The sequence below is a fragment of the Delftia sp. DS1230 genome, from assembly GCF_040112715.1.
In the GTDB taxonomy this organism is placed as follows: domain Bacteria; phylum Pseudomonadota; class Gammaproteobacteria; order Burkholderiales; family Burkholderiaceae_C; genus Comamonas; species Comamonas tsuruhatensis.
Genome location: NZ_CP157763.1, coordinates 1,259,818 through 1,274,212 on the forward strand (window position 1 = coordinate 1,259,818; position 14,395 = coordinate 1,274,212).

Annotated in this window: 13 protein-coding genes and 1 tRNA gene; 11 read left to right on the forward strand and 3 right to left on the reverse strand. The window is 64.0% G+C overall.

Translation table 11 applies throughout. The features are described 5' to 3' along the window. Positions 1-84: 84 nt before the first annotated feature. Entirely contained in the window at positions 85-987 is a 903-nt protein-coding gene (locus tag AAN986_RS05655; protein WP_241150306.1) for a D-hexose-6-phosphate mutarotase, read from the forward strand. Between the two features lie 70 nt (positions 988-1,057). Here the strand turns inward: AAN986_RS05655 and AAN986_RS05660 are convergent, their stop codons facing one another. After that, entirely contained in the window at positions 1,058-2,209 is a 1,152-nt protein-coding gene (locus AAN986_RS05660) for a Do family serine endopeptidase (protein ID WP_016445593.1), read from the reverse strand. A gap of 299 nt (positions 2,210-2,508) precedes the next feature. On the opposite strand from AAN986_RS05660, the gene AAN986_RS05665 reads away from it, so the two are divergent. From AAN986_RS05665 to pdxA, 3 genes are all read left to right on the forward strand, one after another. Next, positions 2,509-3,834, forward strand: a complete 1,326-nt coding sequence (locus AAN986_RS05665) for an MFS transporter (RefSeq protein ID WP_016445594.1) — start codon at positions 2,509-2,511, stop codon at positions 3,832-3,834. Positions 3,835-3,908: 74 nt separating this feature from the next. Further along, the gene (locus tag AAN986_RS05670) at positions 3,909-4,670 is read left to right on the forward strand and encodes a Nif3-like dinuclear metal center hexameric protein (protein ID WP_047217095.1); all 762 of its coding nucleotides are present in this window, start codon (positions 3,909-3,911) and stop codon (positions 4,668-4,670) included. Positions 4,671-4,782: 112 nt separating this feature from the next. Continuing rightward, positions 4,783-5,844: a 4-hydroxythreonine-4-phosphate dehydrogenase PdxA gene (gene pdxA, locus AAN986_RS05675; protein WP_047217094.1), complete on the forward strand. Its 1,062-nt coding sequence runs from the start codon at positions 4,783-4,785 to the stop codon at positions 5,842-5,844. 92 nt (positions 5,845-5,936) lie between these two features. On the opposite strand, the gene mscL is transcribed toward pdxA, so the two are convergent. Continuing rightward, complete coding sequence (mscL, locus tag AAN986_RS05680; RefSeq protein WP_012207302.1) at positions 5,937-6,365, reverse strand: large conductance mechanosensitive channel protein MscL; 429 nt, start codon at positions 6,363-6,365, stop codon at positions 5,937-5,939. Positions 6,366-6,514: 149 nt separating this feature from the next. Between mscL and petA the strand changes: the two genes are divergently transcribed. The 6 genes from petA to AAN986_RS05710 all read left to right on the forward strand — a co-directional run bounded on the left by petA (position 6,515) and on the right by AAN986_RS05710 (position 10,846). Next, entirely contained in the window at positions 6,515-7,111 is a 597-nt protein-coding gene (gene petA, locus AAN986_RS05685; RefSeq protein WP_016445597.1) for a ubiquinol-cytochrome c reductase iron-sulfur subunit, read from the forward strand. 14 nt (positions 7,112-7,125) lie between these two features. Continuing rightward, entirely contained in the window at positions 7,126-8,541 is a 1,416-nt protein-coding gene (locus AAN986_RS05690) for a cytochrome bc complex cytochrome b subunit (protein ID WP_016451018.1), read from the forward strand. A 17-nt stretch (positions 8,542-8,558) separates the two neighbouring features. Continuing rightward, a complete protein-coding gene (locus AAN986_RS05695; RefSeq protein WP_016445599.1) occupies positions 8,559-9,314 on the forward strand; it encodes a cytochrome c1 in 756 nt (251 codons plus the stop codon). Between the two features lie 104 nt (positions 9,315-9,418). Then, positions 9,419-10,030, forward strand: coding sequence for a glutathione S-transferase N-terminal domain-containing protein (locus AAN986_RS05700; RefSeq protein ID WP_012207298.1), 612 nt, complete (start codon positions 9,419-9,421; stop codon positions 10,028-10,030). 110 nt (positions 10,031-10,140) lie between these two features. Further along, positions 10,141-10,671 carry a ClpXP protease specificity-enhancing factor gene (locus AAN986_RS05705; protein ID WP_017405520.1) on the forward strand — a complete coding sequence of 177 codons (531 nt, stop codon included), beginning with the start codon at positions 10,141-10,143 and terminating at the stop codon, positions 10,669-10,671. Positions 10,672-10,770: 99 nt separating this feature from the next. Further along, a tRNA-Thr gene (locus tag AAN986_RS05710) sits at positions 10,771-10,846 on the forward strand. Between the two features lie 69 nt (positions 10,847-10,915). Here the strand turns inward: AAN986_RS05710 and AAN986_RS05715 are convergent. Next, the gene (locus tag AAN986_RS05715; RefSeq protein WP_016445601.1) at positions 10,916-11,221 is read right to left on the reverse strand and encodes a hypothetical protein; all 306 of its coding nucleotides are present in this window, start codon (positions 11,219-11,221) and stop codon (positions 10,916-10,918) included. Positions 11,222-11,531: 310 nt separating this feature from the next. Between AAN986_RS05715 and secA the strand changes: the two genes are divergently transcribed. Further along, positions 11,532-14,279, forward strand: a complete 2,748-nt coding sequence (gene secA, locus AAN986_RS05720; protein ID WP_047217093.1) for a preprotein translocase subunit SecA — start codon at positions 11,532-11,534, stop codon at positions 14,277-14,279. Positions 14,280-14,395 lie beyond the last annotated feature (116 nt).

The window sequence follows — 14,395 nt, forward strand, 5'->3', positions numbered from 1 at the left end:
CCGAGTCGCAGGACAAGAGGAGAGGGAGCGTGGGAGCGTTGCATGACAGAGGAAGGCTGGGCGGGGGAAAGGCTATATTCAAGCATGAAAGTTACATCTTCCTTTCCCGCAGTAACAGCTTTACCTGCGGCCGCGCAAGCTCCCGGCGCCTGCGCTGATGCATGGCAGGGCCTGCCCGCCATCCGCCTGCGCCTGGCCTGCGGCGATGCTGCCCTGGTGGCCTTGCAGGGGGCGCAACTGCTGTCCTGGCAGGCAGGTGGCGAGGAGCAACTGTTCCTGAGCCCTCATGCCGCCCATGACGGCCACACACCCATACGCGGCGGCATTCCGGTCTGCTTTCCCCAGTTCAACCAACGCGGCCCGCTGGTCAAGCACGGCTTTGCGCGCACCCTGCCGTGGCAGGCTGATGCAGCACAGGCCGAGGTTCTTGCCGGCGATGGCTTGTTCCTGCGGCTCAGGCTCGCCGACACGCCGCAGACGCGCGCCGTCTGGCCGCATTCCTTCGAGACCTGGCTGGAGGTGACGCTGTTGCCCGGCCGGCTTGACGTGGAGCTGGTAGTGCACAACCGGGGCGACACGCCTTTGGCTTTCACTGCCGCCTTGCACAGCTACCTGCGCGTGGCGGACGTGGAGCAATGCCGGCTGCAAGGCCTTGACGGCCTGCCTTACTGGGATGCCGTGGCCGACACCCATCCCACGCAGCACGGTGACGTGCGCTTTGGCGAAGAGCTCGATCGCGTCTACCCCCGGCCCGGGAACGCCATGGAGCTGGCCGCACTTGGCGGCGGCTTGCGGATCTCGCAGGATGCCGCCTGGACCGAGACCGTGGTCTGGAACCCCGGCCCCGCGCTGTGTGAACGTCTGCCCGACATGCCGCCGCAGGGGTGGCGGCAGATGCTGTGCGTGGAGGCCGCCGCCATCGATGCGCCCGTGCATGTGGCGCCCGGCGCGCAATGGCGCGCGGCCCAGCGCCTGCACAAGCTGTAGCTCAGCACCGGCCCTGCAATGAAAAAGCGCCTGTGAACAGGCGCTTTTTTCGTTGGGGCGGGGGGCCGGGTCAGCGGCGCTGCATGCGCTGTGCCGACTGCGCAGGGCGCAGGCCCGGGGTGATCTGCAGCTCCACGGGGCCTTCGCCACGGCGCACATCGAATTTCGCGGCCTCGCCGGGCTTGAGCGCGGCCACGGCGGTCAGCAGTTCGGACACATTGCGGATGGGCTTGTCGCCCACCTGCACGATCACATCGCCCGGGCGCATGCCGGCCTGGGCAGCGGGGCCTGCCTGCAGCACGCCGGTGATGATCACGCCGGAGTCGGCCTTCACGCCAAAGGTCTCTGCCAGCTCCGGCGACAGCTCATTGGGCTCCACGCCGATCCAGCCGCGCACCACGCGGCCGTCCTTGACGATGCCGTCCAGCACCAGCTTGGCCGTGGACACGGGAATCGCAAAGCCGATGCCCATGCTGCCACCCGAGCGTGAATAAATGGCGGTATTGATGCCCAGCAGATTGCCGCTGGCATCCACCAGCGCGCCGCCCGAATTGCCGGGGTTGATGGCGGCGTCGGTCTGGATGAAGTTCTCGAAGGTATTGATGCCCAGCTGACTGCGGCCCAGTGCACTGACGATGCCGCTGGTCACCGTCTGGCCCACGCCGAAGGGATTGCCGATGGCCAGCACGCGGTCGCCCACGTCGATCTGGTCGGAATTGCCCAGAACGATGACGGGCAGCTTGTCCAGGGCGATCTTGAGCACGGCCAGGTCGGTCTCGGGATCGGTACCGATCACCTGGGCCTTGGCCTGGCGGCTGTCGGTCAGCGTGACCTCGATGTCATCGGCGCCCTCGACCACATGGTTGTTGGTCAGGATGTAGCCGTCCGGGCTGATGATCACGCCGCTGCCCAGGCCTGCCTGCTCCTGCGTGCCCTGGTCGCCGAAGAAGAACTGGAACCACGGATCGTTGCTGCGCGGATGCCGTACCGCCTTGCTGGTGTTGATGCTCACCACGGCCGGCGCTGCCTTCTTGGCCGCAGGTGCAAAGCTGCCCGGGCTGACTTCTCCGACGGGCGTGGCCGGCGCCTCCAGCAACGCAATGCCCGCGTTGCTGCGCACGGCGCCGCGGCGCAGCCAGTCCGGCTGCAGGGTGGCAACGACGAAGTAGGCAGCCACCAGGATGGTGACCGCCTGCGAAAACAGCAGCCAGGTGCGTTTCATGAAGTGTGGTGTTCTGTGCGGGAGGACAAGGCCCCATTGTGAGGCATGTCGTGAGCGGGGCGGTGGGCCGGCGGGCGAGCACCAAAGCCGCGCTCCCCGCACAGCTACAGTACAAACCCTAGAATCCCCCGACGACTGCGCCACGCCGCGTTCGCTGTTGCGCCGGCCCACAAGCCGGCCCCAAGAGAGAGCCAAGTCCTCCGATCCCGAAGTCTTGCAGAACGATCTGCCGCCGCACGCCCATCCGTTGCCGTGGCATCCACCGCGCCGTCCTGCTGTTCGATCCCTGGAAAAAAACCATGACTACGCTTGACCAAGCGCAGCCGGGCATGGCCCCTGCTGTTGCGACCGCACGTCCTCTCAACCGACAGGACTACAAGACCCTGGGCCTGTCGGCCCTGGGCGGCACCCTGGAGTTCTACGACTTCGTCGTTTTCGTTTTCTTCGCCAATGTCATCGGCAAGCTGTTCTTCCCGGCCGAGATGCCGGACTGGCTGCGCCAGCTGCAGACGCTGGGCATTTTTGCGGCGGGCTACCTGGCCCGGCCCATCGGCGGCATTCTGATTGCGCACTTTGGCGACATCCTGGGCCGCAAGAAGATGTTCACGCTGTCCATCTTCCTGATGGCCGTGCCCACGCTGGTGATCGGCCTGCTGCCCACCTATGCCTCCATCGGCATTGCAGCGCCGATTTTGCTGCTGGCCATGCGCGTGCTGCAGGGCGCTGCCATTGGTGGCGAGATGCCGGGCGCCTGGGTCTTCGTGGCCGAGCATGCGCCGGCGCGCCACTATGGCTTTGCCATCGGCTCGCTGACTTCGGGCATCACGGGCGGCATTTTCCTGGGCTCCATCATCGGTGTCTGGCTCAACAGCACCTACAGCGCCGAGGAGATCCACGACTGGGCCTGGCGCATGCCCTTCATCCTGGGCGGCGTGTTCGGCCTGGTGTCGGTCTATCTGCGCAAGTTCCTGCATGAGACACCCATCTTCCAGGAGCTGATGGCGCGCAAGCAGGCCGACCGCGAACTGCCGCTCAAGACCATCGTGCGCGACCACCGCCAGGCCTGCGTGCTGGTGGCGCTGATGACCTGGGTGCTGTCCACGGCCATCGTGGTGGTGGTGCTGTTCACGCCGGCCTATCTGCAGAAGGTCTTCCACATCGACGCGGCCCTGGCCATGAAGGCCAACGCCGTGGCCACGGTGACGCTGACGCTGGGCTGTGTGTTCTGGGGCTGGCTGTCCGACCGGATGGGCACGCGTGTGGCCATGGTCACGGGCTGGCTGGGCATGACAGTGACGGCCTATGCGTTCTATCTGAACCTGCCGGGCACGGCGTCCTCGCTGGTGTGGAGCTATGCGCTGGTGGGCTTTTTCGTGGGCAGCATTGCGCTGCTGCCGGTGGTGGGCGTGCGCGCCTTCCCGGCCGAGGTGCGTTTCACGGGCCTGTCCTTTGCCTACAACATGGCCTATGCGGTGTTCGGCGGCATGACGCCCATGCTGGTGTCCGTGTGGCAACAGGTGGATGTGATGGCGCCGGCCCACTATGTGGCGGCCATGGGCATCCTGGGCGCGGCCATCGGCTTCTGGCCCCTTGCCTGCCGTGGTTGGCAACCCAGGCGCGGCTGAGCTTGGCAGTGGAATGAAGGGCAGCATGGCTGCCCTTTTTCCTGTGCGCCGCATGGATCGCTGACAATCCTTTCATGAGCACCACGCGACAAGAACTCCTGGCCCACTTCGACGGTTTGCTGCAGCCCGAGCGCTTCAAGGACTATGGTCCCAACGGCCTGCAGGTGGAGGGGCGCGGCGAGATCCGCCGCATCGTCAGCGGGGTGACGGCCAGCCGCGCGCTGATCGAGGCGGCCATCGAGGCGCAGGCCGATGCCATCTTCGTGCACCACGGCCTGTTCTGGCGCGGCATGGATGGCCGCATCACGGGCTGGCTCAAGGAGCGCATCCGCCTGCTGCTGGCCCACGACATCAATCTCTTTGCCTACCACCTGCCGCTGGATGCCCATCCGCAATGGGGCAACAACGCGCAGCTGGGTGTGCAGCTGGGGCTTGAGGGCCAGGCAACGTTTGGCGAGCAGAACCTGGGCTGGATGGCCGCGGCGGAGTTTGCCGACGCGGCGGCGCTGGGCAAGCATGTGGAGCAGGCGCTGGGGCGCACTCCTGTCTGCGTGGGGGGAGAGCGCCTGCGCCCCATTCACCCCATTCGCCGCATTGCCTGGTGCACGGGCGGCGCACAAGGTTTCTTCGAGGCCGCGATTGCCGCTGGGGCCGATGCCTTCATCACGGGCGAGATTTCCGAGCCGCAGGCGCACCTGGCGCGCGAGACGGGCGTGGCCTTCCTGGCTGCCGGCCACCATGCGACCGAGCGCTACGGCGCGCCGGCCCTGGCGGGGCAGGTGGCATTGGAGCTGGGGCTGGAGCACCGTTTCATCGAGATCGACAATCCGGCCTGATGCTGGTCTGTTATTGGCCCGTTGTTCGCCTACTATCGGCCCGCCCAAGGGGCGAGGCCCTTTGCTGCAAGCGCGGTGCGAATGACCGGCTTGCCTGATCCGGATACCGAAAATGCCTGATTCCACACAGTCCACGGCCTTGATGGCCATCACCCAGGGCGACTCTGCCGGGGTGGGGCCCGAGACCATCGCCAAGGCGTTCATGGACGCGCCCGAGCAGATGCGCGGCTGCTTCGTCGTCGGCGAGTTGCAGACGCTGCGGCGGGCCGCGGCGGTTGCGGCGCGTGCGCGTGATGGCGACAACGCCATTCCCATGCCCGTGGCCGTCATCGAGTCGGCTGAGCAACTAAGGCAGGTGCCGCCCCATTGCATCCCTTTGCTGGAGCTGCCCGGGCTGCCCGGTCCTGCGCCCTGGGGCCAGGTGAGTGCCAGCGCCGGTGACGCGGCTGCGCGTTGCGTGGTCTGGGCTGCGCGGGCTGCCTTGCGCGGCGAGATCGCGGCTCTTGTGACGGCGCCCCTGCACAAGGAGGCGCTGCATGCTGCGGGCGTGGACTTTCCTGGTCATACCGAGCTGCTGCAATTCGAGGCTGCGCAGCATGCGGGTGTAGGCTTGGACCGCATGCCGGTGCGCATGATGCTGGCCAACGATGAGCTGCGCACGGTGCTGGTCAGCATCCATACCTCGCTGCGCAAGGCGATCGATGCGGTAACGAAGGACAACCTGCTGCAGACCTTGCGCATCACGCATGAGGCCCTGTCTCGCAGCCTGGGCCGCCCGCCGCGGATCGGTGTGGCAGGGCTGAACCCGCATGCGGGCGAGGGCGGCCTGTTCGGCAGCGAGGAGGTCGAGATCATCGCCCCGGCCATCGCCCAGGCGCGCGCCGAGGGCCTGGACGCCCATGGACCTTTTGCGCCCGATACGGTGTTCATGCGCGCCCGCAATGCGCGCGGCCACCCCGGTGAGTTCGACGTGGTGCTGGCCATGTACCACGATCAGGGACTGATTCCCGTGAAGTACCTGGGCGTGGAAAAGGGCGTGAATGTCACATTGGGGCTGCCGCTGGTGCGCACCAGTCCGGACCACGGCACGGCTTTTGATATTGCGGGGCAGGGTGTTGCAGAGGCCGGAAGCCTGATTGAGGCCGTGCGAATGGCGCGCAAATTGGCAGCTTGAATGGCTAGCCCAAGCATCGGGAATCCGCAGTAATGGAAAACGCCCGTGGCAACCATGCCACGGGCGTTTTGATTTGCGTCAAAACACGGATTTCAGCGCTTGAGGCTGTCGCGAATCTCGCGCAGCAGCACGATGTCTTCGGGGGTGACGGGCGCGGGAGCGGGGGCTGCCGGTGCCTCGCGGCGCAGGCGGTTGATCTGCTTGACCATCATGAAAATGATGAAGGCCAGGATGATGAAGTTCACTGCCACCGTGATGAAGTTTCCATAGGCAAATACGGGGACGCCGGCCTTCTTGAGCGCATCGAGCGTCATCGCCGTTCCGGGGGGTACGCTGCCCAGCACGACGAACAGATTGGAGAAGTCCAGCTTGCCGAAAACCAGGCCCACGACCGGCATGATCAGGTCGTTTACCACGGAATCAACGATTTTGCCAAACGCTCCACCAATGATGACGCCCACGGCGAGATCTACCACGTTTCCCTTAACTGCGAACTCACGAAATTCCTGCATCATGCCCATGGCTGGCTCCATCTGGAAAGAGTTTGAGATAGCGCAGTATTGCGCGGCTTTGGAGCCTGTCAACGGCACAAGCAGCATGGAATAACCATACTCGCCCCGCTACAATTTATTGTTGACCCCAACTCAAGCGACGTAGTTCGAGGAACCCCATGAGTGACACTCCAATCGACTCCAGCAAGCGGACGTGGATCATCACGTCGGCGTGCGCTGGTGCGGTGGGCGGCGTGGCGACAGCCGTCCCGTTCGTGAGCACCTTCCAGCCATCCGAGAAGGCCAAAGCCGCCGGGGCTGCAGTGGAGGTCGATATCTCCGCCCTCAAGGACGGCGAGAAGCTCACGGTCGAGTGGCGCGGCAAGCCCGTCTGGATCATCAAGCGCACGCCTGACCAGATCAAGGAGCTGCCCGAACTGGACAGCCAGTTGGCCGATCCCCAATCCAAGCGCCACCCTGAAGAGTTCACGCCGCCCTATGCGATGAACGAGGCCCGCTCGATCAAGCCCGAAGTGCTGGTCGTCGTCGGCATCTGCACGCATCTGGGCTGCTCGCCTTCCGACAAGTTCCAGCCGGGCGCCCAGCCCTCGCTGCCCAGCGACTGGAAGGGCGGCTTCCTGTGCCCCTGCCATGGCTCGACCTTCGACATGGCTGGCCGTGTCTTCAAGAACAAGCCGGCTCCCGACAACCTGCAGGTGCCGCCGCACATGTACCTGTCGGAGACCAAGCTCCTCATTGGTGAAGACAAGGCTTGAGGGAGACAAGAACAATGGCCCACGAATTCAAGGACATCGATCCGAATGCGCCCGCCGGCGCCAAGCTCACGAACTGGTTCGAGAACCGTTTTCCCACGGCTTTCGACGCCTATCGCGTGCACATGTCGGAGTACTACGCTCCGAAGAACTTCAACTTCTGGTACATCTTCGGCTCGCTGGCGCTGCTGGTGCTGGTGATCCAGATCGTCACCGGCATCTTCCTGGTGATGCACTACAAGCCGGACGCCGAGAAGGCGTTCGCCTCGGTGGAGTACATCATGCGCGATGTGCCCTGGGGCTGGCTGATCCGCTACATGCACTCCACGGGTGCGTCGGCCTTCTTCGTCGTCGTCTATCTGCACATGTTCCGCGGTCTTCTGTACGGTTCGTACCGCAAGCCGCGCGAACTGGTCTGGATCTTCGGCTGCGCCATCTTCCTGGTGCTGATGGCCGAGGCCTTCATGGGCTACCTGCTGCCCTGGGGCCAGATGTCGTACTGGGGCGCCCAGGTGATCGTGAACCTGTTCTCGGCGATCCCCTTCATCGGCCCTGACCTGGCGCTGCTGATCCGTGGCGACTACGTGGTGGGCGATGCCACGCTCAATCGCTTCTTCAGCTTCCACGTGATCGCCGTGCCCTTGGTGCTGCTGGGCCTGGTCGTGGCCCACTTGCTGGCGCTGCACGATGTGGGCTCCAACAACCCGGATGGCATCGAGATCAAGGGCCCCAACGCGCCCAAGGACGCCAAGGGCCATCCGCTGGACGGCATCCCCTTTCATCCCTACTACACGGTGCACGACATCTTCGGCGTGACGGTGTTCCTGTTCCTGTTCTCGGCCGTGGTGTTCTTCGCGCCCGAGTTCGGCGGCTACTTCCTGGAGTACAACAACTTCATCCCGGCCGATCCGCTGAAGACGCCTTCGCACATTGCGCCGGTCTGGTACTTCACGCCGTTCTACTCGATGCTGCGTGCCATCACCAGCGAGATGATGTACGTGCTCATCGCCTGCGTGGTGCTGGGTGCGGGCTTTGGCGTGCTCAAGTCGCGCCTGCCGGCCGCCGTCAAGGGTGTGGTCGCCATCGTGGCCCTGGGTGTCATCGCCATGATGCTGTCCATCGATGCCAAGTTCTGGGGTGTGGTGGTGATGGGCGGTGCCGTGATCATCCTGTTTGCGCTGCCCTGGCTCGATTGCAGCCCGGTCAAGTCCATCCGCTACCGCCCGAGCTGGCACAAGTATCTCTACGGCATCTTCGTGATCAACTTCGTGATCCTGGCCTATCTCGGCGTGCAGCCGCCTTCGCCCATCGGCGAGCGCGTGTCCCAGGTCGGAACGCTGTTCTACTTCGGCTTCTTCCTGCTGATGCCATGGTGGAGCCGTCTGGGCAAGACAAAACCCGTTCCCGATCGTGTGACGTTCAAGCCGCACTGAAGCTGGAGAGAACAACAATGAAGAAACTGATTCTCACGTTGATCGCGGCCCTGGGCATCGTGACCGGTGCACAGGCTGCCGAAGGCGGCATCGCCTGGGACAAGGCCCCGGGCAAGACGAATGACACAGCATCGCTGCAAAACGGCGCCAAGCTGTTCGTCAACTACTGCCTGAGCTGCCACTCGGCCGCATTCATGCGCTTCAACCGGCTGCAGGACATCGGGCTGACCGAGCAGGAAATCAAGGACAACCTGCTTTTCACCACCGACAAGGTCGGCGAGACCATGAAGGCGGCCATCAACCCCAAGGAAGCCAAGGAGTGGTTCGGCGCCAATCCTCCGGACCTGACGGTGATCGCACGTTCGCGTGCCGGCCACAACGGCACGGGCGCCGACTACCTCTACACCTTCCTGCGCACCTTCTACCGCGACGACACCAAGGCCACGGGCTGGAACAATCTGGCCTTCCCCAGCGTAGGCATGCCCCATGCGCTGTGGCAACTGCAGGGCGAGCGCCGCGCCATCTTCGAAGAAGCCGAGGAGCACGGTGTGAAGACCCAGGTTTTCAAGGGGTGGGAGCAGGTCTCTCCTGGCAGCATGAGCGCAGTGCAGTACGATCAGGCAGTTGGCGATCTGGTGAACTACCTGCAATGGATGGGTGAGCCGGCACAGAACAGCCGCACCCGCATTGGCGTGGGTGTGCTGCTTTTCCTGGCGGTCTTCATCTTCATCGCATGGCGCCTCAACGCCGCGTTCTGGAAAGACGTCAAATAAAACCGTGACTGCAGAAGGCCGTGCAAGCAATTGCTGCGGCTGAACTGTGTGCAGAGTGGGCGCCGCGAGCGACCCACTCTTTTTGATTTTTAGGAGCCTCCACCATGATGGTGCTTTATTCGGGAACGACCTGCCCCTTTTCACACCGTTGCCGCTTCGTCCTGTTCGAAAAAGGCATGGACTTCGAGATCCGCGATGTGGACCTGTTCAGCAAGCCTGAAGACATCAGCGTGATGAATCCGTACGGCCAGGTGCCCATCCTGGTCGAGCGCGACCTGATCCTGTACGAATCGAACATCATCAACGAGTACATCGACGAGCGCTTCCCGCATCCCCAACTGATGCCCGGCGACCCGGTGGACCGCGCCCGCGTGCGCCTGTTCCTGCTGAATTTCGAAAAGGAACTGTTCGTCCACGTGAGCACGCTTGAGGAGCGCAACGTCAAGGGCAACGAAAAGGCCATCGAGAAGGCCCGCGCCCACATCCGCGACCGCCTGACGCAGCTGGCTCCCGTGTTCCTCAAGAACAAGTACATGCTGGGCGAGAACTTCTCCATGCTGGACGTGGCCATCGCCCCGCTGCTGTGGCGCCTGGACTACTACGGCATCGAGGTGTCCAAGAACGCCGCCCCGCTGCTCAAGTACGCCGAGCGCATCTTCTCGCGCCCTGCCTACATCGAAGCGCTGACGCCTTCCGAGAAGGTGATGCGCAAGTAATTCGCATCGGTTGACGACTGATTGCGCGGGCAGGGAAGGCGGTCAACCGGTCGCCATCCTGCCCGTTTTCGTGTTCCGACCACTCAGACCACTCATTTCCTGGGATCGTCATGACTGCCCCCGAAGCAACTTCCACCCGCCCCTACCTGATCCGGGCACTGTACGAGTGGTGCACCGACAACGGCTTCACGCCCCACATCGCCGTGCGTGTGGACCGCAATGTGCAGGTGCCGCGCGAGTTCGTGCGCGACGGCGAGATCGTGCTCAACGTCAGCTACGACGCCACCAGCGGCCTGCAGATGGGCAATGATTTCATCAGCTTCACGGCCCGCTTTGGCGGCAAGCCCCGCGAAATCATGGTGCCCGTGGAGCAGGTGATGGCCATCTACGCACGCGAGACCGGGCAAGGCATGGCTTTCCCGGCGCCGGAGCCCGAGGCCGAAGCCGACAACGATGTTTCGCCCGGGCAGGCGTCCGATGAGCCTGTGCCACAGGACGCCGCCGCTGAGGTGCCGGCCGAGCCTGCATCCGACGAGCGCGTGGTGCAGCTGGTGAGCATCCACAGCGAAGGTGATGACGAAGAGCCACCGCGCACGCCGCCGCCTTCGGGCACGCGGCCTTCGCTGAAGCTGGTCAAGTAGGTTTTTCGCATCGGCGCGCATGCCGTTGCTCCCGCAAGCGTGCTTGGCCCCATCGGGAAAGTCTGAGGCAGCATTTTTCTGCGCTAGAATGCGTGCTTCGCCGGTTTAGCTCAGTTGGTAGAGCACCCGCCTTGTAAGCGGTAGGTCGTCAGTTCGAATCCGACAACCGGCACCAGAAGGTCTCCTCAGGAGGCCTTTTTTCATTTCCGCGCCCCGATTTCAGCAGCCGCTCTTCAGTGGCCGGTCAGGCCTGGACCTTGAGGCGGATCTCGGCCACATCCCAGCCCTTGGTGCGCAAGTGGGCGGCCATGGCCGGCAGCAGCTGGCGTATCTTGGCCGCTGCCGCGTTGTTGCGCACCAGCAGGCACCAGGTGCTGCCCTCGATGGGGCCTGCCTGCAGGCTGTCGCGCAGCAGCGGCGGCACCAGGGGCAGGATGGCCGTCAGGCGATTGCTGGAGTCGCGTGTGAGCTGGGCGAGCCGAGCCAGTGTCGGCGAGTTCTCGACAGCGTGCAGGGCGGTGACGGCGTGGTTGCGGCGTGTGAAGGTCATGGGCTTGAAGGCTGGTCAGGCAGCGTAGGCATGCGCCAGCCGGGACCCTCGTTATAGCAGCATCTGCAAGGCAGCGCGGGTCCGGGAATTCGGGTTCAGGGCTCTGCGGCCGCATGCGTCGGCCTGCCTGGAAGAGGGTTGGACAGAGACAGTTAGAATCAATTGTTCGGTTCTCGCTTCAGCCCGGCCGCATGTGTTCTCCAGCAGGGTACTTGCAGGCAGGTGGAGCGGCCCCATCTGAAATCCAACAATCTAGGGATTCCAGGCACACCGCAGTCCGCTTCAGCGGGTGGCGGTGTGTCTTTTTCGCATGGCCACCAACTTCCTCACCAAACTATTCGGCAGCCGAAACGATCGGCTTCTCAAGCAATACCGCAAGACGGTCGTTCGCATCAATGCGATGGAGCCCGACTACGAGAAGCTCAGCGACGAGGATCTGCGCGCAAAGACGCAGGAATTCAAGGAGCGTGTGGCCAAGGGAGAGTCGCTGGACGACCTGCTGCCCGAAGCCTTCGCCGTGGTGCGCGAAGGGTCCAAGCGTGTCATGAAGATGCGCCACTTCGACGTCCAGTTGCTGGGCGGCATGGCACTGCACTACGGCAAGATCGCGGAAATGCGCACCGGCGAAGGCAAGACGCTGACCGCCACGCTGCCGGTCTACCTGAACGCACTGTCGGGCAATGGCGTGCACGTGGTGACGGTGAACGACTATCTGGCCAACCGCGATGCCACCTGGATGGCCAAGCTGTACAACTTCCTCGGCCTGTCGGTGGGCATCAACCTGCCCAACATGCCGCGCGAGGAAAAGCAGGCCGCCTACAACAGCGACATCACCTACGGCACGAACAACGAATACGGCTTCGACTACCTGCGCGACAACATGGTCTACGAGTCGGGCGACCGCGTTCAGCGCGTGCTCAACTACGCCATCGTCGACGAGGTGGACTCCATCCTGATCGATGAGGCCCGCACGCCGCTGATCATCAGCGGTCAGGCCGAGGACCACACGGCCATGTACGTGGCCATGAACAAGATCGTGCCCAACCTGGTGCGCCAGGAAGGCGAGGCCGATCCCCGCACGGGCGAAGGCGTGACCAAGCCCGGCGACTTCACGGTGGACGAAAAGAGCCACCAGGTATTCCTGACCGACCAGGGCTACGAAGCCGCCGAGCGCCTGCTGGGCCATGCCGGCATGATTGCCGAGAGCGCCTCGCTCTACGACCCGGCCAACATTACCCTGGTCCACCATCTGTATGCGGCGCTGCGCGCCAACAACCTCTACCACCGTGACCAGCACTACGTGGTGCAGAACGGCGAGATCGTCATCGTCGACGAGTTCACGGGCCGCCTGATGGCGGGCCGGCGCTGGAGCGATGGCCTGCACCAGGCTGTCGAGGCCAAGGAAGGCGTGACCATCCAGGCCGAGAACCAGACCATGGCCTCGATCACCTTCCAGAACTACTTCCGTCTCTACGGCAAGCTGGCAGGCATGACGGGTACGGCCGATACCGAAGCCTACGAATTCCAGGAAATCTACGGCCTCGAAACCGTGGTGATTCCGCCCAACCGTCCCAGCAAGCGCGACGACCAGCTCGACCGCGTCTACAAGACCACGCGCGAGAAGTACGAGGCGGCGATCCGCGACATCCGCGAATGCCATGAGCGCGGCCAGCCCGTGCTGGTGGGTACGACCTCGATCGAGAACTCGGAAATCATCGACGAGCTGCTCAACAAGGAAAACCTGCCCCACCAGGTGCTCAACGCCAAGCAGCACGAGCGCGAGGCCGACATCGTGGCCCAGGCCGGCCGTCCCGGCATGATCACCATCGCCACCAACATGGCCGGTCGTGGTACCGACATCGTGCTGGGCGGCAACATCGAAAAGCAGGTTGCGGCTGTCGAGGCCGATGAATCCCTGTCCGAAGCCGAACGCCAGCAGCGCATCGAACAGATGCGCGCCGACTGGAAGATCGAGCATGACAAGGTCTCGGCCCTGGGTGGCCTGCGCATCATCGCCACGGAGCGCCATGAATCTCGCCGTATCGACAACCAGCTGCGTGGCCGTTCGGGCCGCCAGGGCGACCCCGGCTCCTCGCGCTTTTACCTGAGCCTGGACGATGCGCTGATGCGCATCTTCGCGGGCGACCGTGTGCGCGCCATCATGGACCGCCTGAAGATGCCCGATGGCGAAGCCATCGAAGCCGGCATCGTGACCCGCTCCATCGAAGGCGCTCAGCGCAAGGTCGAGGCCCGCAACTTCGACATCCGCAAGCAGCTGCTCGAATACGACGACGTGTCCAACGACCAGCGCAAGGTGATCTACCAGCAGCGCAACGAGATCCTCGATGCCTCGGACCTGCACGAGATGATCACGGTGATGCGCGATGACGTGGTGTCCGACCTGGTGCGCCAGTACGTGCCCGCCGAGTCCATGGAAGAGCAATGGGACCTGGCCGGCCTGGAAAAGGCGCTGGAAAGCGAATGGCGCATCCAGCTGCCGCTGCAATCGCAAGTGCAGTCCGCGCATGCCATCACCGACGAGGAGATCCTCGAGAAGGTGCTGCAGGCTGCCCGTGAAGTGTTCGAGGCCAAGGTCGAGCTGATCGGACGCGAGAACTTCACTCAATTCCAGCGCGCCGTGCTGCTGCAAAGCTTTGATACCAACTGGCGTGACCACCTGTCCGCGCTGGACTATCTGCGCCAGGGCATCCACCTGCGTGGCTATGCCCAGAAGCAGCCCAAGCAGGAATACAAGCGCGAGGCTTTCGAGCTGTTCCGCCAGCTCATCGACCAGGTCAAGACCGAAGTCACGCGCGTGCTGATGACCGTGCAGGTGCAGTCGCGCGAACAGGTGGAGCAGGCCACCGAGGCCATGGAGCAGCGCAGCGCCCACAGCCTGGAGCACATGACCTATGGCGCTCCCTCGGATGGCGACATCGGTGGCTCCGTCGAAGACGAGCCGCTGGAGTTGCCCGAAGGCGCTCGCGTGGGCCGCAATGATCCCTGCCCCTGCGGCAGCGGCAAGAAGTACAAGCAGTGCCACGGCAAGCTGTCGTGATGCGGCCGGCGTCGTAAGACGCCGCAAGACACGGAAAACGGCACGGATGCACTCCGTGCCGTTTTCTTTTTTAAGGTCGATGAAATACGTGCCGCCCCGGTTTGTTCCGATAATGG